We start from the raw sequence: 24,432 nt of genomic DNA, 5'->3' as shown, positions 1-24,432 counted from the left end.
CGGCTGACCGGTCAGAAGTTCTGGCAGGTGTTCGCCACCGCGGTGATCACCGGGATGAACGGCTGCACACCGGGGAACGCCCTGGCCTGAGCGACCATCACCCGGCGCTGATCCGGCGATGCCGCGATCAGGCTCTTGAGCCAGCCCGTCGCCGCCGGCTCCGCCTGCAGCTGCTGGGCGAGCTTGGGGTCCTGAGCCTCCAGCGCGGCGATCGCCTGCGGGTAGGTGCAGGTGGAGTTCACAATCACGTCGTCCACCGGCTGGGCGGAGGCGACGCCGGCCCCTGCTCCCAGCAGTAGAGCCAGACCACCCGAGGCGACAACCAGTTTCGTCGCTGTGCGCATGCGTTATATACCTTCCGCCACTTTGGTCACGATCAGACCACGCTAACACCATCGCGAGGGTGCTCGCCGTTTTCCGCCAGCGGCGAACGCCGCCCGCACAAGGACTGTCGTGCAGAGAACAACTGGCGTTACGGACGGTAGGTCAGCTGCTCGACAGCCGGATCCGCCAGCGCACGAAAGCGGTGTAGCCGATACAGATCGCGGCGAGCATTGCCATGTCGAACAGCCACGCTCCGGACGTATGTTGCCAATGCCGGTCGTTGGGGGTCAGCGGGCCGGGGACCAGCCGGATGAGGTCGATCGTCGACGCCGACGCCGCGAAACCCCACCGGGCCGGGGTGAACCACGACATCTGGTCGAGCACGATACGGTCGGTCACCGGGATCATGCCGCCCGAGAACACCAGCTGCGACATGATCGCCACCACCAGCAGCGGCATGATCTGTTCGTTCGACCTGGCCAACGCCGACAGCGCCAGACCGACCATGGCCGCGGCCACCGTCGTCACCGCGATGTCGACGAACAACTCGACGCTGCGGTTGCCCAGCACCGAACCCGACTCGACGGCGCCGGGACCCCAGCCCTTGCCGATGATCGCGATCACCGTGACGATCGCCGACTGCACGATCGCGAAGAGCGTGAACACGAACACCTTGGCCAGCAGGTAGGCGGTGGTGGACAACCCGACGGCCTGCTCGCGGCGGAAGATCGCGCGCTCGCCGATCAGCGCCCGGATCGTCAGCGCGGTGCCCATGAAGATGGCGCCGACGTTGAGCATCACCAGGATCTGGCCCGGCTCGTTGGGCGCCGGACCGCCCTGCAGCGCGGGGATCGGGACGCCGAACCCGACGTCACCGGGCACCGACAGCGACAACACGCCCATGATGAACGGCAGCAGCATCAGGAACGAGAAGTAGCCGCGGTCCGAGATCACCAGCCGCACCTGGCGCCGCGCGATCGTGGAGAACTGCCGTCGCACGCTGGTGCTGGTCGGGCTGCCCAGGTCGGACGGCTCCTCGGTCGGCGGCGGGGGCGGCGGCGGCCCGTGCTGGGCCAGGAACCGCTGAGCGGCCGCATCCGGGTCACCGGCGACCGAGCTGAAGATGTCGGCCCAGTTCGTGGTGCCCATCGACGGGCCGATCTGGCTGGGCGGACCGTAGAACGCGGTCTTGCCGCCCGGCGCCAGCAGCAGCACCTGATCGCAGACGTCGAGGTAGGTCAGCGAGTGCGTGACGACCAGCACGACGCGGCCCGCATCGGCGAGCTGGCGCAGCATCGTCATGACCTGCCGGTCCAGCGCCGGATCCAGACCGGAGGTCGGTTCGTCCAGGATCAGCAGCGACGGGCCGGTCAGCAGCTCCAGCGCCACCGACGCGCGCTTGCGCTGGCCGCCGGAGAGTTTGTCGACGCGGGTCTCGAGATGCTTGGTCATCTCGAGTTCCTCGAGGACCTGCATGACGACCTGCTCGCGGTCGGCTTTCGTGGTGTCCGGGGGCAGCCGCAGCTCGGCGGCGTACATCAGCGCCTGGCGGACGGTCAGCTGGCCGTGCACCACGTCGTCCTGCGGCACCATCCCGATCCGGGAGCGCAGCGAGGCGTACTCGGCGTGCACGTTGTGGCCCTCGAAGGTGACCGTGCCCGTCGTCGGGTGCGTGTAGCCGGCGACCAGGCGCGCGAACGTCGACTTGCCGGCACCGGACGGGCCGATGACGGCGGTGAGCGTGCCGGGCCGCGCGGCGATCGAGATGTTGTCCAGCAGCGTCTTGTTGTTCTCGATGGTCCACGTGACCCCGTGCACCTCGAGCCCGCCGGTGCGGGTCGCGGCCTCGGTCTCGGTGCGCCGCACCAGCGTGCCGCCCGAGAAGACGAGGTCGATGTTGCCGATCGTGACGGTGTCGCCGTCGTGCAGTAGGGCCGATTCCACCCGCGCGCCGTTGACGAACGTGCCGTTGATGCTGCGGTTGTCCTGGATCTCGGTCCCGGCCGGCGTCGGCACCAGGGTGGCGTGGTGGCGCGACGCCAGCACGTCGGGCACGACGATGTCGTTGTCGGTGGCGCGGCCGATCTTCACCGCGCCGGGAACGTTGTCCGCGGGCCGGCTGCCCGGCCGCAGGATCTTGAGCATGCTCGTCGCGAGGTTGCCGTCGCTGGAGCGGGGTGCCGCGGTCGGGCCCATCATCGTCGCGGACTCCAGCTCCGGCGAGGAGATCGGCGGCGGCTGCGACGGCCGGAGCGGAGGCGGGGTCGGGGCGGTGCTCGGCGGTGCGGTCGGGTAGGCCGTCGGTCCGCTGGCGTAGGCGTGCGGCGCGGTGGGGTAGCGCGGCGGCGGCGCGGTCGGATACGTGTGCGGGCGCGACGGAGGGCCGGGCGGCGGTGCGTACTGACGTGGGGCCGAGGCGTGCTGCGGGTAGGCCGGCGGGGCTTGGCGCTGCTGACCCGCGATGGGCACCGCGGTGGTCGGGGTCCGGCCGGCAGCGCCCTGATGGCGGCCGACCTCGAAGGTCAGCCGGGGGCCGTCGGGGTTGCCGATGTTGACGGTCTGGCCGTCGGAGATGTCGACCGCGGGCACCCGCCGGTTGTTGACGAACATCCCGTTGAGGCTGCCGTTGTCGATCGCGACCCAGCGGCCCTGATCGAACCGCAGCACCAGGTGTGCGCGGCTGATCAGCGGGTGGGCGATTCGGACGTCGGCGCGGAGGTCACGCCCGACGACGACATCGTTTCCGGCCGCGAAGGTCCGGGTCGATCCGTCATACCGAACGGTCAGCGCAGGTGCAGCGGGTCGGCTCATCGGGCCCAACTCTAACCGCAGGAGGGCCGGCTTCGGCGGAGGTGCGACCCGTGGTCAGCGCCGCGGGATTCGCCAGTTCGCGGTGTCGGTGATCTGCCGCAAAGCCGCGATGCGCTCGCCGCGGGTCGTGATGACGTGAGCGAAGTCGGCGTCGACGGTCGTCGCACCGTCGCGGGCCGGGCCCCGGTAGCGGCCGAGCACGACCACGCGGTCGGCGTCCACGGCGAGGTATTCGGTCGGGTCGACATGCATCTCGTAGAGCTCGGCGATGCGGCCCCAGACGGTCCCGATCATGTCGAGCGCGCCGCGGTGCACGCCGCCGACCTGATGGGGCATGCCCGCGCTGACCGTTCCGACGAAGTCGTCGGTCAGCAATCCGACAAGGGCTTCGCCGTCGGCGGCGGCGAGCGCGGCGTAGAGCCGCTGGGCGACATCGGTGGCGGTGGTCATCGGCGCTCCTTCAAATATTAGAGAGTGCTCTCTATTATAGGGTAGTGCGATGCCGCGGCCCGCGCAGTTCACCGTCGACGACCTCCTCGACGCGGCTGCTCAGGTGCTCGCCGACGGGGGCCCCGCCGCGGTGACGATGTCCGCGGTGGCCCGTGCGGCCGGCGCTCCGAGCGGCTCGATGTATCACCGCTTCGCAGGCAGGGCGGCCCTCTGCGCCGAACTGTGGATGCGCACCGAGGAGCGGTTCGTCGGGGGTTTCACCGCGGCGCTCTCGGCGCCGGGCGATGCGCGTCAGCGATGTGTCGCCGGCGCCCGGTTCACCGTGGCGTGGTGTCGTCAGAATCCGAGCGAGGCCGGGGTCCTGTTGGCCGGCGCCGACGCGCTGGGCGCTGCGGACTGGCCGTCGGCCGTGGCCGCGCGGCGCCGCCGCCTGCATCGGGAACTGCGCCGTCTGCTCAAGGATCTGCACGCCGACACCGACCGGGTGAACGCCGCCGTCATCGACATCCCCTACGCGGTCGTGCGCCGTCACCTGTCGGCCGGCGCGGTGATCCCACCCAGCGCCGACGAGATCGTCGCGGACTGCGCCGCGGCGCTGATCGCCGACTGAAAGTTTGCCGGTCGTCCGGCGAGTCGCGCGGAATCCGCGCGAGTTCGTGGTCACCATTGAGCATGGTGTCCCGAGCGGCCCTGCTGTTCATCGGAGTGACCGGACTGTGCGTCGTCGCCGCGCTGCTGGCGCCGACGGTCGATGCCCAAGGCGGAGCGGTCGCCATCGACGGCAGGGGATTCGTCGGCACCGAAGCCCGCTGCGAGACCGCGTCATCCGGGGTGGCGTTCGGCCGCACCGCCAGCGCGCTGGTGGTGATCTGCAAGACCGGCGACGGCTATCAGTACCGCGGCGTCCGGCTCCGCGACGATGCGCTGCTCACGCTGGCCGCCGACCGAACCGGCGCCGGTGTGTTCAACGCCGAGAACGACGGTGTCGCCTACACCTTCTCCGCGAAGGAACTCGTTGTCGCCGAAGGGGATCGGGTACTCGTGACCGAGCCGATGGTGGCCTACGTGGAGCCGCGCACCACCGGCTGATAGTGATCCGGTGCGCCCGTCAGCACGCAGTGGGTGTGGCTGTAGATGGTGGGCATGCACTTGTTGCAGTGGTCGCAGATCGAGCGCACCGAGCTGTCGGCCTGGATGCGGTTGAGCAGGTCGGGTTCGGCCAGCAGCGCGCGACCCATCGCGACGAAGTCGAAACCCTCGGCCATCGCCAGGTCCATGGTCTCGCGATTCGTGATGCCGCCCAACAGGATCAGCGGCATCTTCAGCTCGGCGCGGAACTGCTTGGCATGGCGTAGCAGGAACGCCTCGCGGTACGGATACTGGCGCAGGAACTTCTTGCCGGTCATCCGGATGCCCCACCGGATCGGCGGCTTGAACGCGTTGGCGAACTCCTTGACCGGTGCGTCGCCGTGGAACAGGTACATCGGGTTGACCAGTGAGCTGCCCGCGGTCAACTCGATGGCGTCGAGCCCGCCGTCCTCCTCGAGCCACTTCGCCGTCTGCAGCGACTCCTCGATGCTGATCCCGCCGCGCACACCGTCGGACATGGTGAGCTTGGCCGTCACCGCGATCGGGTTGCCCTCCTTCTCGACGGCCTGGCGGACCGCGCGCACCACGCCGCGCGCGACCTTGGCGCGGTTCTCCAGCGAGCCGCCGAACTCGTCGGTGCGGCGGTTGAGCAGCGGGCTGAGGAACGAACTGGCGAGGTAGTTGTGGCCGAGGTGGATCTCGACGGCGTCGAAGCCGGATTCGATCGCCAGCCGCGCGGCGCTGGCGTGCGCCTCGGTGACCTCGCGGATGTCCTCGCGGGTGGCCTTCCTGGCGAACCGCATCGACAGCGGGTTGAAGAAGCGGATCGGTGCCAGCGCCTTGGCCTTGTTGGTCCTGGCGTTGGCGACCGGGCCGGCGTGGCCGATCTGCGCGCTGATCGCCGCGCCTTCGGCGTGGATCGCCTCGGTCAGCCTCTTGAGACCCGGCACCGCCTCCGGGCGCATCCAGATCTGCCAGCCGTCGGTGCGCCCGCCGGGGGCCACCGCGCAGTACGCCACCGTCGTCATGCCGACTCCGCCGGCGGCGGGCAGCCGGTGGTAGTTGATCAACTCGTCGGTGACGAGCGCGTTCGGCGTCGACGCCTCGAACGTCGCCGCTTTGATGATTCGATTGCGCAGCGTCACCGGGCCGAGCTTGGCCGGGGTGAACACATTGGGCTGAGTGTTCATAGTGAGGAGCATGCCAGACTGACACCCGTGGGTGCGATGACACTGGACGGCAAGGCCACGCGCGACGAGATCTTCGTCGACCTCAAGGAGCGGGTTGCGGCGCTGACCGCGGCCGGCCGCACACCGGGACTGGGCACGGTGCTCGTCGGCGACGACCCGGGCTCGCACGCCTATGTGCGCGGTAAGCACGCCGACTGCGCGAAGGTCGGCATCAACTCGATCCGCCGCGACCTGCCCGCCGACATCAGCCAGGCCGAACTCGACGCGACGATCGACGAGCTCAACGCCAATCCCGAGTGCACCGGTTACATCGTGCAGCTGCCGCTGCCCAAGCACCTCAACGAGAACGCCGCCCTGGAGCGGGTGGATCCCGGTAAGGACGCCGACGGCCTGCACCCGACGAACCTGGGCCGGCTGGTGCTCAACGAGCCCGCGCCGCTGCCGTGCACGCCGCGCGGCATCGTGCACCTGTTGCGCCGCTACGAGGTGGAGATCGCCGGCGCGCACGTGGTCGTCATCGGCCGCGGTGTGACGGTCGGGCGGCCGCTGGGCCTGCTGCTCACCCGTCGCTCGGAGAACGCCACAGTCACGTTGTGCCACACCGCGACTCGGCATCTGTCCGAGATCGCACGGGAGGCCGACATCATCATCGCCGCGGCCGGCGTCCCGCACATGGTGACCGCGGAGATGGTGCGGCCGGGCGCGGCCGTCGTCGACGTCGGGGTCAGCCGCGACGACAACGGCAAGCTCGTCGGCGACGTGCACCCCGACGTGTGGGAGGTGGCCGGCCACGTGTCGCCCAACCCCGGCGGCGTCGGCCCGCTCACCCGGGCCTTCCTGCTGACCAACGTCGTCGAGCGGGCGGAGGCACTCGCCGCAACGTGACCCCAAAGGAGTTCGCGCGCAAGGTTTTCGCGGGGCAGTGGCCGTTCTGGCTGGTCGGCCTGATCCTGGCTGCCGCCTTCGGTCTCGTGGTCACCGGGTACTGGCGGCGCGGTGCGCTGGTGATGGCGATCGGCGTCGGCGTCGCGGCGGGGTTGCGGTTGATGCTTAGCGACGAGCGCGCGGGGCTGCTGGCGGTGCGCAGCCGGATGATCGACGTCGTCACGACGGCGGTGGTGAGCGCGGCGATGCTCTACATCGCCTGGACGATCGACCCGCTGGGCACCAGCTGACCCGCGCGCTCGCCGCGCGCTCGCCGAAACTGAGGATCTGCAGAAAAAGTGCGAGTAGGAGCCTGCACAACCTCAGTTTCGGCGCCGACGGTAAATTTGCTCAACGGGCAATCTTGCCCGCTGTGCAAGTTTCGGGTTAGCCTGGCCGCATGACCGGACTGCGGGAACGCAAGAAGCTCGACACCAAACGCGCACTGAGCGATGCCGCGCTCAAGCTGGTCCTGGAGCGGGGCGTGGACTCGGTGACCCGCGAAGCGATCGCCGAGCTGGCCGGCGTCTCGTTGCGCACCTTCAACAACTACTTCACCGGCAAGTACGAGGCGCTGGCCTACCGGCAGAGTGAACGCCTGCGCCGCAGCATCGCGGTGCTGCGCCAGCGGCCCGCCGACGAGCCGCTGTGGACGTCGATCACCGAGTCGGTGCTGGCGCCGCTCGAGGAGGACTTCGCCGACTCGGACGCCGCGGAGAACCGGATACCCAGCCGGGAGGAGTTCGCGGAGATCCGAAAACTGCTGATGCGACCGGAAATTCGCGACGTGGTCTCCAAAGAACTGTTCGACGAGTGGATGGTCGTGGTCGCCGAGCGCACCGGCACCGACCCGGAGGTGGACATGTATCCCCGCCTGGTCGCCGCCGTCGTCCGGGCCGTCGGAGACGCGGCGACCGAAACGTATGTGCGGGCCGATCCACCGGTTCCGATCACCACGCTGATTCGCGCCGGCTTCGCCGAAGTGGCCGCCGGACTGCCGGATCCGAGCGCCTCATGAGCCGCGAGAGTGTGGTGATCAGCGGGGCGGGTCCGAACGGTCTGCTGCTGGCGTGTGAACTCGCGCTCGCCGGTGTGCGCCCGGTCGTCCTCGACCGGCTGCCCGGACCGAGCGACGAACCGAAGGCCAACGGCCTTGTCGGCCAGGTGATCCGGCACCTCGACATGCGCGGGTTGTACCACGTGCTCGGTGGCGAGGAGGGTCCGCCGCGGCCGGTGTACGGGTGGCCGTTCGCGGGGATGGCGCTGAGCTTCCTCGAGCTGGACGACAACCCGATGCACGCCCTGCTGATCACGCAACCGCTGCTGGTGCGGCTGCTGGAGAAGCACGCGCGCGGCCTGGGCGTCGACATCCGCTGGGGGCACGAGCTGATCGATCTGGAGGCACACGCCGACTCGGTGTCGGTGACAGTGGCCGCAGAGGGGCAGACCTACGGCCTGCGCGCCGGCTATCTGGTCGGTGCCGACGGCGGTCGCAGCATGGTCCGCAAGCGCCTCGGCGTCGATTTTCTCGGCCACACATCGCCGATCGTGAGCCGGATCGCGCACGTCGGGCTGCCCGACGAATGGCTCGTTCCCGGTCAGGGATACGACATTCCCGAATTCGGCCGTCTCAAGTTCGGCTACAACCGATTCGAGCGCGGCAGCATCATCGTCTTCCCGCTGGAGCCCGAACGGCCGCTGCTGGGCACCACCGAGTACGGCCAGACAGTCGATGATGCCGACGACGCGATGACCCTCGACGAACTGTGGGCCAGTGTCCGTCGGATCATCGGCGTCGACGTACCGCTGCAGACCCCGAAAGCCGCGGGCCCACATGCACTTCGGCGGCTCGAGAACATCAACTCCCGCCAGGCCGAGCGCTACCGGGTCGGACGTGTCCTGCTGCTCGGCGATGCGGCCCATGTGCACTCGCCGATGGGCGGGCCCGGCTTGAATCTCGGACTGCAGGACGCGGTGAACCTCGGCTGGAAACTGGCCGCCGTCGTCAACGGCCGGCACTCCGACGACCTGCTCGACACTTACGAGTCCGAGCGCTACCCGGTCGGCAAGCGCGTGATGATGCACTCGCAGGCTCAGCTCGCGCTCGCGGCACCCGGACCCGACGTGGACGCGTTGCGCACGCTGTTCGGCGAGCTCGCCGAGCACCGCGTGGTCGTCGAACATCTGGCGCACCTGCTGGCGGGCTCCGACGTGCGCTACGACGTCGGCGACGGACACCCGCTGTCGGGGCGGATGGTGCCGGAGTTGGTGCTCGACGACGGTCGGCGTGTCGCCGAACTCCTGCACCGGGGGCGCGCGGTGCTGCTCGACCTGTCCGGCGGCGCCGCGGCGGCGGCCGCTGCGGCGTGGGCCGACCGGGTCGACGCCGCGGTCACGACCATGACGCCGCCGCCCGCCGCGGCGCTGTTGATCCGCCCCGACGGGTACGTGGCCTGGGCGGCGGACCGGGTCGACGACACTGCGGCTGACGCGCTGCGGGTCGCCCTCGCGCGCTGGTTCGGCGCCGGGTAGGGGTTTCGGATAACCCGCCGCGGGCACCCATCCCGCATCGCTTCTGCGTCGAATCCCTGACGCCATGCGAAGTCGGCGGCGCGCGGTCGCCCGAAGCTAAGGAGTGCGGGATGACGCAGGTATCGCCGATGCCGAAAGTCGACGGGCCGCCGTCGTCGCGGATGCTGACTCTGGTCGTCGGCTGCCTCAGCGTCGCGGTGGTGGTCGGCTCGATGGTCGCGTTCAACACCGCACTCGGCGATGTCGCGGCCGTGACCTCGGCGACCCAGACGCAGCTGAACTGGATCGTCGACGGCTACACGCTGGCGCTGGCCTGCCTGTTGCTCCTGGCCGGCGCCATCGGCGATCGCTACGGCCGGCGCGCCGCGCTGATCGGCGGGCTCGCGGTGTTCTCGATCGCGTCGGCCGCGCCGGTGCTGTTCGACGCCCCGACACAGGTGATCGCCGCCCGGTTGGTGGCCGGTGCCGGCGCCGCGTTCGTCATGCCCGCCGGCCTGTCGCTGCTGTCGCGGGCCTACCCGGCCGAGGAGCGCGCGAAGGTCATCGGCATCTGGGCGGCGGTCGCCGGCTGCGCGGGGGTGTTGGGGCTGCTCGGGTCCGGACTGGTGCTCGCCAACGGCGAGTGGCAGGCCATCTGCTGGGCGCTCGCGGGCGCCGGTGTCGTCGTTCTCCTTGCGGCGCTGACGCTTTCGCCCGACGCCGAGCGCGAGCACGCCACCGGGGGCATCGACTGGTTCGGGTCGCTGCTGATCGCCCTCGCGGTCGCGCTGGTGGTGTTCGGGCTTCTCGAGGCCCCCACCCGCGGCTGGACGGACTGGCGGACCCTCGGCTGCCTGGGCTGCGGCGCGCTGGCCGCCGCGCTGTTCGTGCTGACCGAACGGCGGATGACCGCACCGCTGCTGGATCCGCGGTTGTTCACCGACCGGCTGCTCGCGGCGAGCGCGGTGACGATCACCGCCCTGTTCGCGGCGACGTTCGGGTTCTTCTACCTCGGTATGCAGTACGCGCAGCTGGTGCTCGGCTATTCGGCGCTGACGGCCGCCGGCGCGTTCGCTCCGTTCGCGGTGCCGGTGGTCGCGCTGTCGGTGCTCTCGCACCGGATCGTGCCGCGCTGGGGACCGGTGCGTCCGCTGGTCGCGGGGCTGGCGGTGATCGCGGCCGGCTTCGCCAGCATGCTGTTGCTGCAACCGGATTCGTCGTACCCGAACCTGCTGCTGTCGTCGGTGATCATCGGTGCGGGCATCGGACTGGCCACCGCGCCGGCGACGTCGACGATCATGCTGGCGCTGCGCGACGACCAGCAGGGTGTGGCGTCGGCGATTAACGACACCACCCGCGAACTGGGCGCCGCGGTCGGGATGGCCGTCGCCGGTTCGGTGCTCGCCGACCGCTACGCCGCCGAGGTGAGCACGCGGCTGGCGGGGCTGCCCCGGCCGCTCGCCGACGAGGTCGCCGACGGGTTCGGCAAGGCCGTGCGCATCGCGCAGTCACTGGGACCGGGCGGCCGGCCGGTCGCAGAGGCGTCACAGCAAGCCTTCCTGACCGCGCTGCACTCGTCGACGACGGTACTGGCGGTGCTGTCGGCCACTGCGGCGCTCGCGGTGGCCGCGATCAGCTCGGCTCGCCGAACGTCAAGTTATGAGTGAGATATGGGCAGATTCTCGAGCGCAACTCGACGTTGGGGCGTCAGGTCATCGTCGCGCGGATGCACACCGTCACGTACGGCAGCGCCAGCCCACTCGAATTCGCCAGCGCCGGGTGCGTGTTCAGTAGTTCGCGGACGCGGTCCAGCGTGCGGGTGCGGACCTTCTCCGGTGAGGTGATGCAGTAGCTGCGCGACGCCACCAGATCGATGAGCGCCTGCGGGGTCAGATAACTCGTCCACTCGACCTGGCGGCGCTCGACGCCGGTGAACGGCTCGGGCAGGGTCACCTTGTGGTTGAACGGGTCGTCCTCGTGACCGATGATGCGGCCCAGGTCCTTGACCCAGCCCATCCGCTCGTCGCGGGTGTTCCACACCAGCCCGAGCCGGCCGCCGGGCCGCAGCACGCGGGTCACCTCCTTGGCCGCGCGCTCCGGGTCGAACCAGTGCCACGCCTGGGCCACCAGCACCGCGTCGACGCTGTCGTCGGGCAGCGGGATCTCCTCGGCGGTGCCGAGCAGCGCGGGCGTGTCGGGCAGCGAATTGCTCAGCAGCTCAAGCATTTCCGGAATCGGGTCGACGGCGACCACGTCCAGACCGCGTTCGACGAGCCGGGTGGTCAGCTTGCCCGTGCCCGCTCCCAGGTCGAGCACCGTGCGCGCGTCGGGCGGCAGCAGCCAGTCGATGGCCTCGGGCGGGTACGACGGCCTGCCGCGTTCGTAGGCGGCGGCTTCCGCGCCGAAGGACAGCGAGCGGTCCTGCTCCGGCCGGCTCACCGCGGGCTCATTTCGAAGCCAGCTCCAGCGTCTGGCGGATCAGCTTGTACACCGCGTCCGTCTCGACCAGGAACCCGTCGTGTCCGTAGATGGAGTCGACGATGTCTAGCCCGTCGCAGCCGGGCAGCAGATCGGCCAGTTCCTGCTGCAGCCGCAGCGGATACAGCCGGTCGGAGGTGATGCCGCCGACCACCGCGGGCACGGGGCAGCCGCGCAGCGCGGCCTCCACGCCGCCTCGGCCACGGCCCACGTCGTGGCTGGACAGCGAATCGCTCAGCGTGACATAGGTTCCCGCGTCGAACCGCGAGACGAGCTTGCGGCCCTGGTATTCGAGGTAGCTCTGCACCGCATAGCGGCCGCCGCGCCCCGGATCCTCACCCGGCTGCGCGTCGTTGGCGAACCGGGTGTCGAGTTCGGTTTCGCCGCGGTACGTCAGATGCGCGAACCGGCGGGCGATCTCCATGCCGAGGTCGGGGGAGCGGCCGGTGCCGTAATAGTCGCCGCCGCACCAGTTCGGGTCGGCCTTGATCGCGGCGATCTGCGAACTCTGGGTGCCGATCTGGTCAGCGGTGGCGCGCGCACCGACGGCCAGCACCAGCGCCGAGCGCACCCGCTCCGGATACCCGACCATCCACTCCAGCGCCCGCGCGCCGCCCATCGAGCCGCCCACCACCGCGGCGACCTCGGTGATGCCGAGCGCCTCGAGCGCGGCGATGTCGGCGGCGACCTGGTCGCGGATCGAGATGACCGGGAACCGCGAACCCCACGCATTGCCGTCGGGGTGCGGCGAACTCGGCCCGGTCGAGCCGCGGCAGCCACCCAGCACGTTGGTCGCCACCGCGCACCAGCGGTCGGTGTCGATCGGGCCGCCGGGCCCCGCGACCCCGTCCCACCAGCCGGCGGTCGGATGATCGGGGCCGGCCGGACCGGTGATGTGCGAGTCGCCGGTCAGGGCATGCAGCACGACCACGACGTTGTCGCGCTCCGGGGACAGCTCGCCCCAGCGCTGCACGGCGATCGACACGTCGTCGATGACCGCACCGTTCTCCAGCGTCAGCGGGCCGATGTCGACCACGCCGATCTCGCCTTCCGCGGGCAGGTTCAGGAGGGGCACCTCGACTTCCAGGTCAGAAAGCGTCATCAGAACGCCGCCGCAGTGTTCGGGTCCGTCGCGCTCGCGGCGCTGAACGGTTTGGCCGCGGCGAAGCCCTGCTCGAGGTCCGCCAGGATGTCGTCGATGCCCTCGATGCCGACGGCCAGCCGCACCAGACCGGGGGTGACGCCGGTGGCCAGCTGCTCCTCGGGGGAGAGCTGCGCGTGCGTGGTCGACGCCGGATGGATCACCAGCGAGCGCACGTCACCGATGTTGGCGACATGGCTGTGCAGCGTCAGCGCGTTGACGAACGCCTTGCCCGCGTCGACGCCGCCGGCCAGTTCGAACGCCAGCACCGCGCCGGTGCCCTTGGGGGCCAGCTTCTTTCCGAGTTCGTACCACGGCGACGACGGCAGGCCCGCGTAGTTCACCGACAGCACGTCGTCGTGGCCTTCCAGGTATTCGGCCACCTTCTGCGCGTTGGCGACGTGCCGCTCGACGCGCAGGCACAGCGTCTCCAGACCCTGGGCGATCAGGAACGCGTTGAACGGCGAGGCCGCCGAGCCCAGGTCGCGCAGCAGCTGCACGCGCGCCTTGAGCGCGTAGGCGGGCGGGCCGAGTTCGGCGAACACCACCCCGTGGTAACTCGGGTCGGGTTCGGTGAACCCGGGGAATTTGCCGTTGGTCCAGTCGAACGTGCCGCCGTCGACGATCACACCGGCGATCGCCGCGCCGTGGCCGCCGAGGTACTTGGTGGCCGAATGCACGACGATGTCGGCGCCGTGGGCCAGCGGCTGGATCAGGTACGGCGTGGCGATGGTGTTGTCGACGATCAGCGGCACACCGTTGTCATGGGCGACGGCCGCGACGTTGGGGATGTCGAGGACGTCGATCTTCGGGTTGGAGATCGTCTCGGCGAAGAACGCCTTGGTGTTCGGCTTCACCGCCGCGCGCCAGGAGTCGAGGTCATCGGGGTCCTCCACGAAGCTGACCTCGATGCCGATCTTGGGCAGCGTGTAGTGGAACAGGTTGTAGGTGCCGCCGTAGAGCCGCGGGCTGGACACGATGTGGTCGCCGACGTTCGCGAGGTTGAGGATCGCGAAGTGCTCGGCGGCCTGACCCGAAGCCAGGAACAGCGCCGCGACGCCGCCCTCGAGCGCGGCGATGCGCTTCTCGACGACGTCCTGCGTCGGGTTCATGATCCGGGTGTAGATGTTGCCCGGCTCGGCGAGCCCGAACAGCGCTGCGGCGTGGTCGGTGTTGTTGAACGTGTACGACGTCGTCTGGTAGATCGGCAGCGCCCGCGCGTTGGTGGCGGGGTCGGGGGTTTGCCCGGCGTGGACCTGCTTGGTCGCGAACGCCCAATTGGCAGTCGGGTCTTCTGGCGTGCTCATGCGGAACGGACCTCCATCTGGCTCTCGGGGGGTCCGTCACAACGGACCCGCGCTTGCCGGCGACCGCTCGCTAGCGGCCGCTCAACCTGGTCATCACCCGGGGCACCCCACCGCGGTTGGAGGGTTGCCGGCCAGCAAGCCGGGGCTTGTCGCTGGCGCTCATGACCGACCAGAAGCCTAGCGCACCTTCCTGACCGTGGGCCAGCGTGTGCTTGCCGGCGCGAAAGCTACTGGTCAGTAGCCAGATCACACCGGACCCGGGCGGACCCCCTGGCTCACACGTAGCGTCGGGTGCGGAGCAATACTGGTAGGCGACTGAGACGCCTGAACCTGACCGACAACGAGCCGGGAGAACACCGCATGACCGCCGAGCAGCCGACCATCATCTACACGCTCACCGACGAGGCGCCGCTGCTGGCGACGTACGCGTTCCTGCCGATCATCCGCACGTTCACCGAACCGGCCGGCATCAACGTCGAAACCAGCGACATCTCGGTGGCCGCGCGCATCCTCGCCGAGTTCTCCGACCGGCTGACCGAAGAGCAGCGTGTCCCGGACAACCTGGCCCGTCTCGGTCAGCTGACCCAGGAGCCCGACACCAACATCATCAAGCTGCCCAACATCAGCGCGTCGGTGCCGCAGCTGCTGGCGGCGATCAAGGAGCTGCGGGCCAAGGGCTACGACCTGCCCGACTATCCCGGTGAGCCGAAGAACGACGACGAGAAGGCCATCAAGGAGCGGTACGGCAAGGTGCTCGGCAGCGCCGTCAATCCCGTTCTGCGCGAGGGCAACTCGGACCGTCGTGCACCCAAGGCGGTCAAGGAGTACGCCCGCAAGCACCCGCACAGCATGGGCGACTGGTCGCAGGCGTCGCGCACCCACGTCGCGACCATGAAGGGCGGCGACTTCTACCACGGCGAGAAGTCGATGACGCTGGACAAGGCGCGCAACGTGCGCATGGAGCTCAAGACCAAGAGCGGTGAAACCCTCGTCCTCAAGCCCGAAGTCAAGCTCGATGAGGGCGACATCATCGACAGCATGTTCATGAGCAAGAAGGCGCTGATCGCCTTCTACGAAGAGCAGATCGAGGACGCCTACAAGACCGGCGTGATGTTCTCGCTGCACGTCAAGGCGACCATGATGAAGGTCAGCCACCCGATCGTGTTCGGCCACGCCGTCAAGGTGTTCTACCGGGAGGCGTTCGAGAAGCACCAGCAGGTGCTCGACGAGCTCGGCGTCAACGTCAACAACGGCATGTCCGATCTGTACGACAAGATCCAGTCGCTGCCCGCCTCGCAGCGCGAGGAGATCGTCCAGGACATCCACGCCGTGCACGAGCACCGGCCGGAACTGGCGATGGTCGATTCGGCAAGGGGCATCACGAATTTCCATTCGCCGTCCGATGTGATCGTCGACGCGTCGATGCCCGCGATGATCCGCCTCGGCGGCAAGATGTACGGCGCCGACGGACGGACCAAGGACACCAAGGCGGTCAACCCGGAGTCGACGTTCTCGCGGATCTACCAGGAGATGATCAACTTCTGCAAGACCCACGGCCAGTTCGACCCGACGACGATGGGCACCGTCCCCAACGTCGGGTTGATGGCGCAGAAAGCCGAGGAATACGGCAGTCACGACAAGACTTTCGAGATCCCCGAGGACGGCGTCGCCGACATCGTCGACAACGAGACCGGCGAGGTGCTGCTCACGCAGAACGTCGAAGAGGGCGACATCTGGCGGATGCCGATCGTCAAGGACGCCGCGATCCGCGACTGGGTGAAGCTGGCCGTCGACCGCGGCCGCGCCTCGGGCATGACCGTGCTGTTCTGGCTGGACACCGAGCGCCCGCACGAGGTGGAGCTGCGCAACAAGGTCAAGGCCTATCTGGCCGACCACGACACCGAGGGCCTGCACATTCAGGTCATGCCGCAGGTGTGGGCGATGCGGTACACGCTCGAGCGGCTGATCCGCGGCCAGGACACCATCGCCGCCACCGGAAACATCCTGCGCGACTACCTGACCGACCTGTTCCCGATCCTGGAGCTGGGCACCAGCGCGAAGATGCTGTCCATCGTCCCGCTGATGGCCGGCGGCGGCATGTACGAGACCGGGGCCGGCGGCTCGGCGCCCAAGCATGTGCACCAGCTGGTCGAGGAGAACCACCTGCGCTGGGACTCGCTGGGTGAATTCCTGGCTCTGGGCGCGTGTTTCGAGGACATCGGCCGCAAGACCGGCAACGAGCGCGCCGTGCTGCTGGGCAAGACGCTGGACTCCGCGATCGGAAAGCTGTTGGACAACAACAAGAGTCCGTCGCGCAAGACCGGTGAGCTCGACAACCGCGGCAGCCAGTTCTACCTCGCGCTGTACTGGGCCCAGGAACTCGCCGAGCAGGGTGAGGACAAGGAGCTCGCCGACCACTTCGCGTCGCTGGCCAAGGCGCTGGGCGACAACGAGGACTCCATCGTCAACGAGCTCGCCGAGGTGCAGGGCGACTCGGTCGACATCGGCGGCTACTACTACCCGGACGCGGAGAAGACCACCGCGGTGATGCGGCCGAGCAAGACGCTGAACTCGGTGCTCGAGGGCGCGACCGAAGCGCCGGTGACGCAGGGCTAACCGCCGAGCGCCTCGCGTGGCGGCGGTGCGGCGTAGCCGTCGACGAACTCGACGATCAGGTCGGCGACCCGTTGCGGCGCTTCGTACATCGGGATGTGCCCGACGCCGTCGAGGTGGGTGACCTTCGTGTCGGAGGGCAGCTGCGAGGTGAAGTGCCGGGTGAACCGCGGATGCGGCAGCACGCGGTCTTTCTCGCAGATCACCAGGTGCGTCGGTGCCTTGCCGTCGGCGATCTCGAGCAGTCCGGGCATGGTCAGCGATTTGACCAGCAGCTGGTAGTAGGCCGGGCAGTGCGCGACGTCGTCGATGATGTCGGCGACGTCCTCGTCGCTCAGACCCGCCCGGGTGGCGCTGACGGCGGGATAGGTCAGGTAGGGCGTGACGGGCAGTTTCAGCACCCGGTTGCCGAGCAGTTTGACCACGATGTAGAGCGGCAGCCCGGCGAGGAACTTGCCGACGATCTCGAACTTGGCGGGCGTGAAGTGCCGCCAGCCGCCCGCGGGTGCGATGCCGGTCAGGGTGCGGGCCCGGCCGCGCCGCTCGAGTTCGAACGCGACCCAGCCGCCGAGGGAGTTGCCGACGATGTGGGCGGTGTCCCAGCCCAGCGCGTCCATCCGGCGCTCGACGTCGTCGGCCAACGAGTTGGTGTCCAGGAAGAACGGGCCGCGCCCGTCGCCGTTGTGGCCGAGCATGGTCGGCGCGAACACCTCGTATCGACCCTTGTCAGCAATCAGCGGTGCGACCTGTTTCCACACGTTCTGCGACATCATGAACGGATGTAGCAACAACATTGGCTCCCCGGAGCCGACGTGAATCGGGGCACGCTCGGTCATGCTGCCCGACAGTAAGGTGATACCGCCGGTACCGCAAGTAGGTCGGCTAAGGTCTGCCGCTGTGAGCCCGCTCGTCGTCAGCACCATCAACGTCAACGGCATCCGCGCGGCCGTGCGGCAGCGATCCGCCGAGAATCTCGGGCTGCTGCCGTGGCTGGCCGAGACCACCGCCGACGTGGTCTGCCTGCAGGAGACGCGGGCCGACGACGAACAGGTGGCCAAGGCGCTGGCGCCGGCGGCCGCAAACGGCTGGCTGCTCGCGTCGGCCGAGCCGCACGTCAAGGGGCGCAGCGGCGTCGCCGTGCTGTCGCGGCACCCGATCGAGGCGACCCGGCTGCTGGACTCCGCCGAATTCGGCTCGCACGGCCGCTATCTCGAGGTCGACACCGCCGGGGTGACGGTGGCCAGCGTGTACGTGCCGACCGGCGAGGCGGACACCCCGTTCCAGCTGGAGAAGGAGCGGTTCATGGCGGCGCTGGCCGAGCGGATGGCCGCGCTGGCCGCCGGCGGCCGCGACGCCGTGGTGTGCGGCGACTGGAACATCGCGCACACCGAGAACGACATCAAGAACTGGAAGGGCAACGTCAAGAAATCGGGGTTCCTGCCCAGCGAAAGGCAGTGGCTGACCGAGCTTCTCGCCTCCGGCTGGGTCGACGTGGTGCGGACGCTGCATCCCGACGTGCCCGGCCCGTACGCGTGGTGGTCATGGCGCGGCCGTGCCTTCGACAACGACGCCGGCTGGCGCATCGACTACCAGCTCGCGACGGCCGGCCTGGCGGGGCGCGCGGTCAGCGCGCGGGTCGAGCGGGCGGCGGCCTACGCGCTGCGCTGGTCCGACCATGCACCGGTCACCGTCGAATACGGGTCGTGAAATGATCGATCCATCATGAGTGATGACCGCGCGGCCGCGCACGGAAGGACCGTGTTCTCCGGCGTCCAGCCCACTTCCGATTCCCTGCACCTCGGCAACGCGCTGGGCGCGATCAGCCAGTGGGTGGGCCTGCAGGACGACTACGAGACGTTCTTCTGCGTGGTCGACCTGCACGCGATCACGATCCCGCAGGACCCCCAACAACTGCGGCGTCGCACGCTGGCCACCGCCGCGCAGTACCTGGCGCTGGGCATCGACCCCGGCCGGGCGACCATCTTCGTCCAGAGCCACGTCCCCGAGCACACCGAACTCGCTTGGGTGCTGGGCTGTTTCACCGGTTTCGGCCAGGCCTCGCGGATGACCCAGTTCAAGGACAAGTCGCAGAAGGAGGGCAGCGAGGCCACCACGGTCGGGTTGTTCACCTATCCGGTGCTGATGGCCGCCGACGTGCTGCTCTACGACACCGACGTGGTGCCGGTCGGCGAGGACCAGCGCCAGCACCTCGAGTTGGCCCGCGACGTCGCCCAGCGGGTGAACTCCCGGTTCCCGGACACGTTCGTCGTCCCGGAGCCGATGATCCCGAAGGTCACCGCCAAGATCTACGACCTGCAGGACCCGACGGCGAAGATGAGCAAGTCGGCGGCCACCGAGGCCGGACTGATCAGCCTGCTCGACGATCCGAAGGTGTCGGCCAAGAAGATCCGTTCGGCGGTCACCGACAGCGAGCGCGAAGTGCGCTACGACCCCGACGCCAAACCCGGGGTGTCCAACCTGCTGACCATCCAGTCGGCGGTGACCGGCACGCCGATCGACAAGCTCGTCGAGGGCTACGCCGGACGCGGATACGGCGACCTGAAGTCCGACACCGCCGACGCCGTCGTCGAGTTCGTCACCCCCATCAAGACCCGTGTCGACGAACTGCTCGCCGACACGGCCGAACTGGAGTCGGTGCTGGCGGTCGGCGCCGAACGCGCCCGCGACGTGTCTGCCGGCACGTTGAAGCGGGTATATGACCGGATGGGATTCCTGCCGCCGCGCGGCTGACCCTCGGGAGGCTAGGCATGACACCTCCGGCCGAGCCGGACAAACCGGGTTTCGTGGACCGGCTGCGCGCGCGGTACGGCTGGTTCGACCACGTCATGCGCGCCCAGGGCCGCTACAACGACAGCAAGGGCGACTTCTACGCCGCGGGCATCACCTACTTCACGATCTTCGCGCTGTTCCCGCTGCTGATGGTCGGCTTCGCGGTCGCCGGCTTCGTGCTGGCCAGCCAGCCCGACCTGCTCGCCGAACTGCAGGAGCGGATCCGGGCGGCGGTGTCCGGCGACTTCGCCACCCAGCTCGTCGAGCTGATGGACTCGGCGATCGAGTCACGCACTTCCGTCGGCGTCATCGGGCTGCTCACCGCCGGATGGGCCGGGCTGGGCTGGATGGCCAACCTGCGCGAGGCGCTCAGCCAGATGTGGGGTCTGCAGCGGCGCGAGACGGCGGGGTTCGTGCGCACCAAGCTCTCGGACCTCACCGCGATCGTCGGCCTGCTCCTCGCGATCGCGGCGACCATCGCGCTGACCGTGCTGAGCAGTTCCGGGCTGGCCCGAAGCGTCGTCGAATGGGTTGGGCTGGGCGAAGTTCCGGGTGTGAGCATCGTGCTGCGGATGATCTCGCTGGCGATGTCGGTCGCGGTGTCGTGGGTGCTGTTCACCTGGATCATTGCGCGCCTGCCCCGCGAGTCGATCAGCTTCCGGTCGGCGATCCGCGCCGGGCTGCTCGCGGCGGTCGCGTTCGAGGTGTTCAAACAGGTCGCGTCGATCTACCTGCGGTCGGTGGTGACCGGCCCCGCGGGGGCGACGTTCGGCCCGGTGCTGGGCCTGATGGTGTTCGCCTACATCACCGCGCGCCTCATCCTGTTCGCCACCGCGTGGGCCGCGACGACGATCGAGAACATGGAAGCTGCGCCGGTGCTGCCGCCGAACGCGGCCACGATCACCCCGCGCGTCGAGGTCCGCGAAGGTCTGGGCGTGGCCGGTGCGTTGACCGCCGCGACCGTCGGTGCCGTTGGCGCACTGGGTCTTTCACGACTGCGCCGTCGCTAGCTGCTCACTTGCAGGCCGACGACGCAGCCGACGATGCCGAGCATCAGCACGACCTTGATCAGCGACACGGTCTCCGCGCCGGTCGCCAGCGAGTAGAGCACCGTCAGCGCCGCACCGATGCCTACCCACACCGCGTAGCCGGTGCCGACGGGCAGGTCGCGCAGCGCGATGCCCAACCCGGCCATCGAGATCACCGCCGCCACCACGAAGACCACGATCGGGACCGGGCGGGTGAAGCCTTCGGACTTGCTCAACGCGACCGCCCAGACCGCCTCGAACGCCCCCGAGATGATCAGAATCAGCCAAGCCATCAGACGCCTCCATCGCAACCGTCTTGTCGCTGGCCGGGTACGGTGCGCCTCGTCCGGATCGCCGGAACCACAGGCGATCACCATCCACGTTAACAAAGGCGTAACGTCGCGCCCTGTGCCGTTGAACACGTCGTGGTCGTCGCAGATGGGGCTGTCCGCGCCGATCGTCAACGCCCCCATGGGTGGTGCGGCCGGCGGGCGGCTGGCTGCGGCGGTGTCACGCGCGGGCGGCCTCGGCATGATCGGCATGGGCAGCTCGGCCACCGCCGCAGCGCTGGCCGCCGAGCTCCCGCACGTGGCCGGGCTCGAGCGGCCGTTCGGCATCGGTCTCGTGCACTGGGTGGCGGTGAACCATCCCGACCTGCTCGATCTCGCGCTGTCGGCCGGGCCCGCGCTGCTGTCGGTCAGCTTCGGCGACGACTGGTCCTGGGTCCGCCGGGCGCACGACGCCGGAGTGGCGGTGGCCGCGCAGATCGCCGACGTGGCCGAAGCGCGGCGGGCGGCCGACGCCGGTGCGGACGTGGTGGTGGCGCGCGGTGCCGAGGGCGGCGGCCACGGCCGGCCCCGGATGGCGACCCTGCCGCTGCTGGCCGAGGTGCTCGACTCCGTGGACGTGCCGGTGTTGGCGGCGGGCGGTATCGCGTCGGCGCGCGGGCTGGCCGCGGTGCTGGCCGCCGGAGCAGCGGGCGCGTGGCTGGGCACCGCGTTCACCGCATGCCCGGAGGCGTTGACGTCGGCGGCGGCGCGGTACGAGCTGCTGGCCGCGCCCGGTGACGCGACCACGACCACCCGCGCGTTCGACGTCGCGCTGCAATACCCGTGGCCCGCAACGCTTCCCGAGCGGGTGTTGCGCAACGAATTCGTCGACCGCTACGACGGCCGCGAGGACGCGATCGGCGCGGACGCGCGCGCGGCCCTCGCCGACGCGGTCGAGGCGGGCGACTACCGCGTCGCACCCGTCAATGCCGGGCAGGGCGTCGGCATGCTCCGCGAACCCCGGTCGGCGGCCGACGTGATCGACGCGCTGTGCGCGGGCGCCGAACAGCTGCTGCGCCGGTGGGCCGAGGACTTACGCTGAGCGCCGGTTCAGCGAGCGGGCGCCCATGATGAGCAAGAACACGATCACGCTGCCCACGACCGCGACTCCCACCCGCACCGGCATCGCGTCGACCTCCGGCAGCAGCGGCGCGGCGTTGACCGCCGGGTTCGCACCGTCGGCGGTCGGCTTCTGGCCGAGCAGCCCCGGATCGGGCTCGATCAGCGTGCCTACCTTGGTGCCGGGCGGCGTCGCGAACCCGTAGTCGAGCAGATGCGCCGCCTGCTCCCACGGCGCGATCGGCTGACGGGTGCCCTTGAGCAGCACCGCCACCAGCCGGCGGCCGTCGCGTTCGGCGGCGCCGACGAACGTCTGGCCGGCGTCGTCGGTGTAACCGGTCTTGCCGCCCATCGCGCCCGGATAGTTCAGCAGCAGCTTGTTGTCGTTCTCGATCGGGTAGCCGACGTCCCCGCGGCCCGGGAAGTCGAACGACCTGGTGGCCACGATATCGGTGAAGATCGGGTTCTGCCAGGCGTAGCGGTAGAACAGCGCCATGTCGTAGGCCGACGTGCTCATGCCCGGCCCGTCCAGACCCGAGGGCGTCGCGACCCGGGTGTCGAGGCCGCCGAGCTTGCGGGCCAGATCGTTGAGCTTGGTCAGCGTGGCGTCCCAGCCGCCGAGCTGACGAGCCAGCGCGAACGCGGCGTCGTTGCCCGAGTACATCAGCAGCCCGTGTAGCAGGTCGTTGATCGAGTAGTGACCGTTCTCGCCGACCCCGACCTTCGTGCCCTCCTGGGCGGAGTCCTCGGCGGTCCCGGGAACGACCTTGTGGATCGGCAACTCCTTGATCGCCTGCATCGCCACCAGCACCTTGACGATGCTGGCCGGGCGGTGCCTACCGTGCGGGTCCTTCGCCGCGATGACGTCACCGCTGTCCAGGTCGGCGACCACCCACGCCTCGGCCGACACGTCGCCAGGCACCGGCGGTGTGCCGGGCGCGGTGATCACGCCGCACCCGCTGAGCGCGTCGCCGCCCATCGGCTTGGCGGGCACCGGCAGCGGCGCCGGCGGCGCCTCCCCGGGCTTGGGTTCCTCGGAGGCGTCGACGGCGGGCGGCGTCACCTCGCGGTACGGGCAGGCGGTGGCCTCCGGCGCCGCGGGCGGCTGCGCGCTTGCCACCGCGGGCCCGGCCACCACGAACAGGGCTGCCACCAGCGCGGCGACGCGCTGGGACGACTTTCGGATCTTCGCCATCGTGAGCGCAGATTAGGCCGTCGGCGACGCGATCCCGCGGAGGCGCGCTGTTACTGGTGTGACTTGAGTTTCGCTTGTGACTTCCGGGTTGCGCCGAGCGCACGCTTTTTTGCGGCGCTACTCGGGCTTTGCGTACGAAACCGTGCGCTCGGCGTCAGGGGATCGGGCAGTGGGCGAGCGCGGGAAAGCCGATGGTGCCCATCCAGAGCCGGCCGCCGGACTCGACCAGACCCGTCACCAAACCGAACTGCGGATGCTCGGTGCGGATGCCTGCGACGACCTCGCCGCTGTCCGGGTCGAACGCCACCGCCCACACCTCGGGCGCGAGCTGGGGCTGAAACCGGTCGGGCAGCTTCCACAGCAGCTTGCGCAGCGCCGGCGACCGCGGCGCGAGCCATTCGGCGGCGGCGCTCGGCCCCGAGACCATCGCGCACCAGATCCGCCCGTCGGCGCCGGTCGACAAGTTGTCGGGCATGCAGGGCAGATGCTCGGCCAGCCGCGTCACCGAGCCGGCGCGCTCACCGGTGAGCCAGTACTTGGACAGCCGGCGGCCCAGCGTCTCGGCGAACACCAGCGCCGATCCGTCCGCGGTCGGGGTGACGCCATTGGCGAAATACAGGCCGGCCACCACGGTGAGCACGCTGCCGTCGGCGTCGCGCCGGAACAGGCTGCCACGCGGGCGGGCCTCGAACGCCGCGCCCTTGAAGTGCGCGTAGCTGAACGCGCTCGTCGATTCGGTGAAATAGATTGTGCCGTCGGCTGATTGGGTGACGTTCGAGCAGAACATCAGCCGCCGGTCGTCCACCTCGGCGACGAGCGTCTCCAGCGCGCCACTGTCCGGGTCCAGTGCGAACAGCCCACCGGGACTGGCGCACACCAGGATTCGGCCGTCGTGGGCGACGTGCATGCCGAGCGGCCTGCCCTCGACGGTGGCGACGACGCGCGCGTCGCCCTCCGGGGAGACGCGCAGGATGCGGCCGTCGACCAGGCCCGTCCACAGGTGCCCGGCGCCGTCGACGACGACGTCCTCGGGCGCGTCGCCGGGCAACGGCACGATGGTCAACTCGGCCGACGGCAGGTCGGGCAGCGGGTCGACCGGCGGCGGCTGCCAGCGGACGGGGTCGATCGGCGGCTTCTTCGAATCGGTCGCACTCATGGCGCCGACGCTACGCCGGATTCAAAGCAGCGCCCGA

Annotated in this window: 23 protein-coding genes and 2 riboswitches; of the genes, 12 read left to right on the top strand and 11 right to left on the bottom strand. The window is 69.7% G+C overall.

Annotated elements, in window-relative coordinates; genetic code table 11:
• Window positions 1-11 precede the first annotated feature (11 nt).
• The 3 genes from BLW81_RS28225 to BLW81_RS28215 all read right to left on the bottom strand — a co-directional run bounded on the left by BLW81_RS28225 (window position 12) and on the right by BLW81_RS28215 (window position 3,585).
• Window positions 12-344, bottom strand: coding sequence for a hemophore-related protein (locus tag BLW81_RS28225; RefSeq protein ID WP_083410073.1), 333 nt, complete (start codon window positions 342-344; stop codon window positions 12-14).
• Window positions 345-486: 142 nt separating this feature from the next.
• On the bottom strand, window positions 487-3,135 hold the full coding sequence (locus tag BLW81_RS28220; RefSeq protein WP_083410072.1) for an FHA domain-containing protein: 2,649 nt from the start codon (window positions 3,133-3,135) through the stop codon (window positions 487-489).
• Window positions 3,136-3,189: 54 nt separating this feature from the next.
• Window positions 3,190-3,585 (bottom strand): nuclear transport factor 2 family protein, encoded by a 396-nt coding sequence (locus BLW81_RS28215; protein ID WP_083410071.1) that lies wholly within the window; start codon window positions 3,583-3,585, stop codon window positions 3,190-3,192.
• 49 nt (window positions 3,586-3,634) lie between these two features.
• Between BLW81_RS28215 and BLW81_RS28210 the strand changes: the two genes are divergently transcribed.
• Together BLW81_RS28210 and BLW81_RS28205 are read left to right on the top strand one after the other, a co-directional pair.
• Window positions 3,635-4,195, top strand: coding sequence for a TetR/AcrR family transcriptional regulator (locus tag BLW81_RS28210; RefSeq protein WP_083410070.1), 561 nt, complete (start codon window positions 3,635-3,637; stop codon window positions 4,193-4,195).
• Between the two features lie 62 nt (window positions 4,196-4,257).
• Window positions 4,258-4,674, top strand: a complete 417-nt coding sequence (locus tag BLW81_RS28205) for a hypothetical protein (protein WP_083410069.1) — start codon at window positions 4,258-4,260, stop codon at window positions 4,672-4,674.
• On the opposite strand, the gene BLW81_RS28200 is transcribed toward BLW81_RS28205, so the two are convergent.
• A complete protein-coding gene (locus tag BLW81_RS28200; protein WP_083410068.1) occupies window positions 4,647-5,864 on the bottom strand; it encodes an NADH:flavin oxidoreductase in 1,218 nt (405 codons plus the stop codon). The genes BLW81_RS28205 and BLW81_RS28200 overlap by 28 nt on opposite strands.
• Window positions 5,865-5,891: 27 nt before the next feature.
• On the opposite strand from BLW81_RS28200, the gene BLW81_RS28195 reads away from it, so the two are divergent.
• The 5 genes from BLW81_RS28195 (at window position 5,892) to BLW81_RS28175 (ending at window position 10,966) form a co-directional block, all read left to right on the top strand.
• A complete protein-coding gene (locus BLW81_RS28195; RefSeq protein ID WP_197680346.1) occupies window positions 5,892-6,749 on the top strand; it encodes a bifunctional methylenetetrahydrofolate dehydrogenase/methenyltetrahydrofolate cyclohydrolase in 858 nt (285 codons plus the stop codon).
• Entirely contained in the window at window positions 6,746-7,039 is a 294-nt protein-coding gene (locus BLW81_RS28190; protein WP_083410067.1) for a DUF3017 domain-containing protein, read from the top strand. The genes BLW81_RS28195 and BLW81_RS28190 overlap by 4 nt, the downstream gene beginning before the upstream one ends.
• Window positions 7,040-7,188: 149 nt before the next feature.
• Window positions 7,189-7,806, top strand: coding sequence for a TetR/AcrR family transcriptional regulator (locus BLW81_RS28185; protein ID WP_083410066.1), 618 nt, complete (start codon window positions 7,189-7,191; stop codon window positions 7,804-7,806).
• Window positions 7,803-9,320, top strand: a complete 1,518-nt coding sequence (locus tag BLW81_RS28180; RefSeq protein WP_083410065.1) for an FAD-dependent monooxygenase — start codon at window positions 7,803-7,805, stop codon at window positions 9,318-9,320. The genes BLW81_RS28185 and BLW81_RS28180 overlap by 4 nt, the downstream gene beginning before the upstream one ends.
• A gap of 110 nt (window positions 9,321-9,430) precedes the next feature.
• Entirely contained in the window at window positions 9,431-10,966 is a 1,536-nt protein-coding gene (locus BLW81_RS28175) for an MFS transporter (protein ID WP_083410064.1), read from the top strand.
• Window positions 10,967-11,006: 40 nt separating this feature from the next.
• On the opposite strand, the gene BLW81_RS28170 is transcribed toward BLW81_RS28175, so the two are convergent.
• Genes BLW81_RS28170 through BLW81_RS28160 form a run of 3 tightly spaced genes read right to left on the bottom strand, consistent with a single transcriptional unit; the run spans window position 11,007 to window position 14,225 of the window.
• Window positions 11,007-11,738: a class I SAM-dependent methyltransferase gene (locus BLW81_RS28170; protein WP_083410063.1), complete on the bottom strand. Its 732-nt coding sequence runs from the start codon at window positions 11,736-11,738 to the stop codon at window positions 11,007-11,009.
• A 7-nt stretch (window positions 11,739-11,745) separates the two neighbouring features.
• On the bottom strand, window positions 11,746-12,879 hold the full coding sequence (gene metX, locus BLW81_RS28165) for a homoserine O-acetyltransferase MetX (protein ID WP_083410062.1): 1,134 nt from the start codon (window positions 12,877-12,879) through the stop codon (window positions 11,746-11,748).
• On the bottom strand, window positions 12,879-14,225 hold the full coding sequence (locus BLW81_RS28160) for a bifunctional o-acetylhomoserine/o-acetylserine sulfhydrylase (RefSeq protein WP_083410061.1): 1,347 nt from the start codon (window positions 14,223-14,225) through the stop codon (window positions 12,879-12,881). Before BLW81_RS28160 ends, metX begins: the two co-directional genes overlap by 1 nt.
• 44 nt (window positions 14,226-14,269) lie before the next feature.
• Window positions 14,270-14,392, bottom strand: a riboswitch (SAM riboswitch).
• A gap of 193 nt (window positions 14,393-14,585) precedes the next feature.
• Between BLW81_RS28160 and BLW81_RS28155 the strand changes: the two genes are divergently transcribed.
• Entirely contained in the window at window positions 14,586-16,841 is a 2,256-nt protein-coding gene (locus BLW81_RS28155) for an NADP-dependent isocitrate dehydrogenase (RefSeq protein WP_083410060.1), read from the top strand.
• Here the strand turns inward: BLW81_RS28155 and BLW81_RS28150 are convergent.
• Window positions 16,838-17,674: an epoxide hydrolase EphH gene (locus tag BLW81_RS28150; RefSeq protein ID WP_083410059.1), complete on the bottom strand. Its 837-nt coding sequence runs from the start codon at window positions 17,672-17,674 to the stop codon at window positions 16,838-16,840. The genes BLW81_RS28155 and BLW81_RS28150 overlap by 4 nt on opposite strands.
• Window positions 17,675-17,735: 61 nt before the next feature.
• Here BLW81_RS28150 and BLW81_RS28145 point away from each other — a divergent pair, with 61 nt between their 5' ends.
• From BLW81_RS28145 to yhjD, 3 genes are read left to right on the top strand one after another with little or no spacing between them, the layout of a single operon-like run.
• The gene (locus BLW81_RS28145; RefSeq protein ID WP_235632118.1) at window positions 17,736-18,545 is read left to right on the top strand and encodes an exodeoxyribonuclease III; all 810 of its coding nucleotides are present in this window, start codon (window positions 17,736-17,738) and stop codon (window positions 18,543-18,545) included.
• Window positions 18,546-18,560: 15 nt separating this feature from the next.
• Window positions 18,561-19,589, top strand: coding sequence for a tryptophan--tRNA ligase (gene trpS, locus BLW81_RS28140; protein ID WP_083410057.1), 1,029 nt, complete (start codon window positions 18,561-18,563; stop codon window positions 19,587-19,589).
• A 17-nt stretch (window positions 19,590-19,606) separates the two neighbouring features.
• Complete coding sequence (gene yhjD / locus BLW81_RS28135) at window positions 19,607-20,638, top strand: inner membrane protein YhjD (RefSeq protein ID WP_083410056.1); 1,032 nt, start codon at window positions 19,607-19,609, stop codon at window positions 20,636-20,638.
• Here the strand turns inward: yhjD and BLW81_RS28130 are convergent.
• Window positions 20,635-20,949 carry a DMT family transporter gene (locus BLW81_RS28130; RefSeq protein ID WP_083410055.1) on the bottom strand — a complete coding sequence of 105 codons (315 nt, stop codon included), beginning with the start codon at window positions 20,947-20,949 and terminating at the stop codon, window positions 20,635-20,637. The genes yhjD and BLW81_RS28130 overlap by 4 nt on opposite strands.
• A gap of 11 nt (window positions 20,950-20,960) precedes the next feature.
• Window positions 20,961-21,029, bottom strand: a riboswitch (guanidine-III (ykkC-III) riboswitch).
• A 35-nt stretch (window positions 21,030-21,064) separates the two neighbouring features.
• Between BLW81_RS28130 and BLW81_RS28125 the strand changes: the two genes are divergently transcribed.
• Window positions 21,065-22,027 carry an NAD(P)H-dependent flavin oxidoreductase gene (locus BLW81_RS28125; protein ID WP_083410054.1) on the top strand — a complete coding sequence of 321 codons (963 nt, stop codon included), beginning with the start codon at window positions 21,065-21,067 and terminating at the stop codon, window positions 22,025-22,027.
• Here the strand turns inward: BLW81_RS28125 and BLW81_RS28120 are convergent.
• Together BLW81_RS28120 and BLW81_RS28115 are read right to left on the bottom strand one after the other, a co-directional pair.
• Window positions 22,019-23,239, bottom strand: coding sequence for a D-alanyl-D-alanine carboxypeptidase family protein (locus tag BLW81_RS28120; protein ID WP_083410053.1), 1,221 nt, complete (start codon window positions 23,237-23,239; stop codon window positions 22,019-22,021). The genes BLW81_RS28125 and BLW81_RS28120 overlap by 9 nt on opposite strands.
• 154 nt (window positions 23,240-23,393) lie before the next feature.
• A complete protein-coding gene (locus BLW81_RS28115) occupies window positions 23,394-24,395 on the bottom strand; it encodes an SMP-30/gluconolactonase/LRE family protein (RefSeq protein ID WP_083410052.1) in 1,002 nt (333 codons plus the stop codon).
• Window positions 24,396-24,432: the final 37 nt, after the last annotated feature.

Origin of the sequence: Mycolicibacterium rutilum (assembly GCF_900108565.1) — a bacterium.
GTDB classification, from domain to species: Bacteria; Actinomycetota; Actinomycetes; order Mycobacteriales; family Mycobacteriaceae; genus Mycobacterium; species Mycobacterium rutilum.
This window is presented reverse-complemented; position numbering and strand designations above follow the sequence as displayed.

What these genes read in the sequence shown, in the direction of transcription:
- BLW81_RS28210 (WP_083410070.1), top strand. Translation starts at nt 3,635, where the DNA reads ATGCCGCGGCCCGCGCAGTTCACCGTCGACGACCTCCTCGACGCGGCT.
- BLW81_RS28130 (WP_083410055.1), bottom strand. Translation starts at nt 20,949, where the DNA reads ATGGCTTGGCTGATTCTGATCATCTCGGGGGCGTTCGAGGCGGTCTGG.
- BLW81_RS28200 (WP_083410068.1), bottom strand. Translation starts at nt 5,864, where the DNA reads ATGAACACTCAGCCCAATGTGTTCACCCCGGCCAAGCTCGGCCCGGTG.
- BLW81_RS28155 (WP_083410060.1), top strand. Translation starts at nt 14,586, where the DNA reads ATGACCGCCGAGCAGCCGACCATCATCTACACGCTCACCGACGAGGCG.
- yhjD (WP_083410056.1), top strand. Translation starts at nt 19,607, where the DNA reads ATGACACCTCCGGCCGAGCCGGACAAACCGGGTTTCGTGGACCGGCTG.
- trpS (WP_083410057.1), top strand. Translation starts at nt 18,561, where the DNA reads ATGAGTGATGACCGCGCGGCCGCGCACGGAAGGACCGTGTTCTCCGGC.
- BLW81_RS28180 (WP_083410065.1), top strand. Translation starts at nt 7,803, where the DNA reads ATGAGCCGCGAGAGTGTGGTGATCAGCGGGGCGGGTCCGAACGGTCTG.
- BLW81_RS28185 (WP_083410066.1), top strand. Translation starts at nt 7,189, where the DNA reads ATGACCGGACTGCGGGAACGCAAGAAGCTCGACACCAAACGCGCACTG.
- metX (WP_083410062.1), bottom strand. Translation starts at nt 12,879, where the DNA reads ATGACGCTTTCTGACCTGGAAGTCGAGGTGCCCCTCCTGAACCTGCCC.
- BLW81_RS28150 (WP_083410059.1), bottom strand. Translation starts at nt 17,674, where the DNA reads ATGACCGAGCGTGCCCCGATTCACGTCGGCTCCGGGGAGCCAATGTTG.
- BLW81_RS28120 (WP_083410053.1), bottom strand. Translation starts at nt 23,239, where the DNA reads ATGGCGAAGATCCGAAAGTCGTCCCAGCGCGTCGCCGCGCTGGTGGCA.
- BLW81_RS28160 (WP_083410061.1), bottom strand. Translation starts at nt 14,225, where the DNA reads ATGAGCACGCCAGAAGACCCGACTGCCAATTGGGCGTTCGCGACCAAG.
- BLW81_RS28215 (WP_083410071.1), bottom strand. Translation starts at nt 3,585, where the DNA reads ATGACCACCGCCACCGATGTCGCCCAGCGGCTCTACGCCGCGCTCGCC.
- BLW81_RS28225 (WP_083410073.1), bottom strand. Translation starts at nt 344, where the DNA reads ATGCGCACAGCGACGAAACTGGTTGTCGCCTCGGGTGGTCTGGCTCTA.
- BLW81_RS28115 (WP_083410052.1), bottom strand. Translation starts at nt 24,395, where the DNA reads ATGAGTGCGACCGATTCGAAGAAGCCGCCGATCGACCCCGTCCGCTGG.
- BLW81_RS28220 (WP_083410072.1), bottom strand. Translation starts at nt 3,135, where the DNA reads ATGAGCCGACCCGCTGCACCTGCGCTGACCGTTCGGTATGACGGATCG.
- BLW81_RS28175 (WP_083410064.1), top strand. Translation starts at nt 9,431, where the DNA reads ATGACGCAGGTATCGCCGATGCCGAAAGTCGACGGGCCGCCGTCGTCG.
- BLW81_RS28205 (WP_083410069.1), top strand. Translation starts at nt 4,258, where the DNA reads ATGGTGTCCCGAGCGGCCCTGCTGTTCATCGGAGTGACCGGACTGTGC.